Genomic DNA, 2,551 nt, shown 5'->3' with positions numbered 1-2,551 from the left:
GTTGAGCTCCGGGTGAAGTTCCACCCCATTCAATCGGCCGGTGTCGATGATTTGACAGTCGATGTGCGCACCGGAGCGATCCGGCAGCTCCAAAAAACCATGCGCCGCGGCGAAGTTTTGGATCTCGTCCTGGTGTTGGCGCAGATTATGGAAAAAATCATACAGGCTGCCGCTGGGTGGCTGCCCGGCTTTGCCCAGGGCCGCAAATCCGTATATGACATTCACCACGCTGTGAAGGTTGGCGCTGACAATGTGAATCGGCCGTTGGTGCAGGTTCTGCCGAATCAGCTGCTCTTTGATATCCGAGGACCACTTTTTTTCGTACTCTTGCTGGCCGATGATGCGCATCAGTGATGGGGTCAGGTAGACGACGATGGCGTCGTTTCTGTTGTTGTTTTCGGCGTCGATGCGTTGGCCCAGGCTGTGAATCAGGCCCAGCAGACCGTTGTTGCTGCCATGTTTTTTTTTGTTGGCCTCCAAATAGTGATACGTGTCGCGGGTTTCCCGATAGGGCCTGCCCAAGATAATGCTCAGGCTCCACAGGGCCTGGTCCAGAACAGCATCGGGGAGCGGGTCTTGCTGGCGAACTGATTTTTCCAGTTCGCTCCATTCGATGGTGAGATTGCCCGAATCATCGGTCATACGGCTGTGGATTTTTCGGGCCTCGACGACCAAAAAGGTCATATGGGTGAGGATGTCGTATATCTCGCTGAGCCCCCGGGTGATCACGAAACACATTTCGTTTTGCCCCACCCGGTAGCAGGTTCGTCGTCGCTTCAAGGGAATGGTTGGCTTCAGCGCGTCGTTTTTAAACGGGTCTTCCTCGGTGAGGATGATGCGATTGCACTCTTCGATCCCTTTGGGCAGGCGGTCGATGACGTATTCGAGACCCTTGAGTTCAACGATCCGGGGATCGTTCATGCTGCCGTAAATTTCCGGGCTAAGATTTCGCAGGCATTGCTCCAGGGCCTTGCCCATTTTTCCGCTCGGGCGATAGAACCCGCGAATGGCCGACGCATCGGTCAGGGTTTTGAATTCACGAATGGCGTGACGGGCTTTCTGGGCTTTGGTGAACTCTCTCACGGGTCATCCTCCATAAACTGGCAGTGGGTGGGAATGATTGCTTTTTTATAGCATATTCAGGGATGGGTTGAATAGGTGTAAACCCGTCTGTGGGAACCGAGATCGATGCCCGGCGCGGGTGGTGGGCTGCTTGGTCAGCAGGGGGGAAAGCGGCGGCCAATCGCGGGCCCGGGTTGGATCGTAAATAAATCCGGTATTTCGACGGTTCCCGAAGCGCGCCGATCACGGGCCGGACCATCGAGTGGTGAAAACCGATGACAGGCGGTTGATGCCGGGGTGCAGACACCTGAGATGAAATACCTGCCATCGGTGGCAGATGGCCTGAAGACCAAACCTATCCGCACCAAGGCGGCTGTTGGATCACTCCGCCAGCGGAATCCAGCGTTTGATGGTTGTCTGCATGGTGCCATTTCGCTTGGCCTGGTCGATAAACGCGTTGACCGCTTCGACCAGACCGGGAGCATCCTTTCTCATTCCCCAGGCCAGGTGCTCATCATTGAGCATGATGGGAAGGGGCCTGATGCCCGCGGTCTGATGCTGGGCAGCCATCATCAAGACAATGGGCGCATCGTGAACGAAACCATCGATGCGGCCGGCCATCAGGGCCTGCAACGCCTCGTCCTGGTTGGAAAAGGCCCGAATGGCTTTTGCTCCGGTGCTTTTCTGGCGGATGAAGGCCTCGCCGGTGGTACCCTTTACCACGCCAATGCGCCAGGTAATGGACTGGGCAAACGCGGTTTCTCTATTCGTAATGAAGGTGAACTTATGCAAATCCTTCACTAAAATCATCAGCCCACTTTTAAAGTAGGGCTTCGAGAAGGCAATCATGTGCTGCCTGGGCAGGGTGATCGACATGCCGGACATGATAGTGTCTGTGCGATTATCCAACAGGGCTGGTATCTGGTCCTCCCAGGGGACTTCGACGAACACGGCCTTCTTTGCCAGGTGGTCCGCCAGGGCTGCGGCCATATCGGCTTCCAGACCGCTGACTTCATCGTTCTGTTTGAAGATCAATGGCGGCGCATCCGGTGAAACGCCCACGCGCAGAAGACCCGGATCGGCCTCGATAACCGCAGGCGGCGGCGTGGCGCAGGCGCACAGAATCATGCTGCCAATCATAATGACAGCCAGCAATTGGGTTGGCTTGTGAAACGGTATGGTCATACTACAGCCTCCTTTCTCGATGTGGGTCAATGGTATCGGGGGTGGATGGTGATGGACGGGTGCGTACCGTAAGACTTCCGGTTCGTCCGTCCATCGCGTTCAGCCCCAAGGTGCTATTTGAGATCAGACAGCCAGGAGGGATCTTCGATCCATTTGACCTTCAGCTTGATCAACGCGTCGGACTCCCGCATGGTATCGAGAAAATTGGTGGTCCAGTTCATCATCTGGGCGTCACCTGCCGGCATGGCGATGCCCAGCGGTTCATAGGTAAACGGGGTAATCAGCGAAACCAGTCCTTCATTGG

General features: G+C 55.9%; 1 protein-coding gene and 2 pseudogenes. All 3 read right to left on the bottom strand.

Annotated features, from left to right (window positions below; all coding sequences use genetic code 11):
* Window positions 1-1,083, bottom strand: a pseudogene (locus tag ABYV26_RS24355) (hypothetical protein); the annotation flags it as partial.
* 360 nt (window positions 1,084-1,443) lie between these two features.
* The gene (locus tag ABYV26_RS24350; protein WP_372683940.1) at window positions 1,444-2,247 is read right to left on the bottom strand and encodes a substrate-binding periplasmic protein; all 804 of its coding nucleotides are present in this window, start codon (window positions 2,245-2,247) and stop codon (window positions 1,444-1,446) included.
* Between the two features lie 113 nt (window positions 2,248-2,360).
* Window positions 2,361-2,551 (bottom strand): annotated as a pseudogene (locus ABYV26_RS24345) (hypothetical protein); the annotation flags it as partial.

The organism is Desulfosarcina sp., from assembly GCF_041551955.1.
Lineage (GTDB): Bacteria > Desulfobacterota > Desulfobacteria > Desulfobacterales > Desulfosarcinaceae > Desulfosarcina.
Note: the sequence above shows the minus strand (reverse complement) of the source record. Positions and strands in the feature narration are given on the sequence as shown.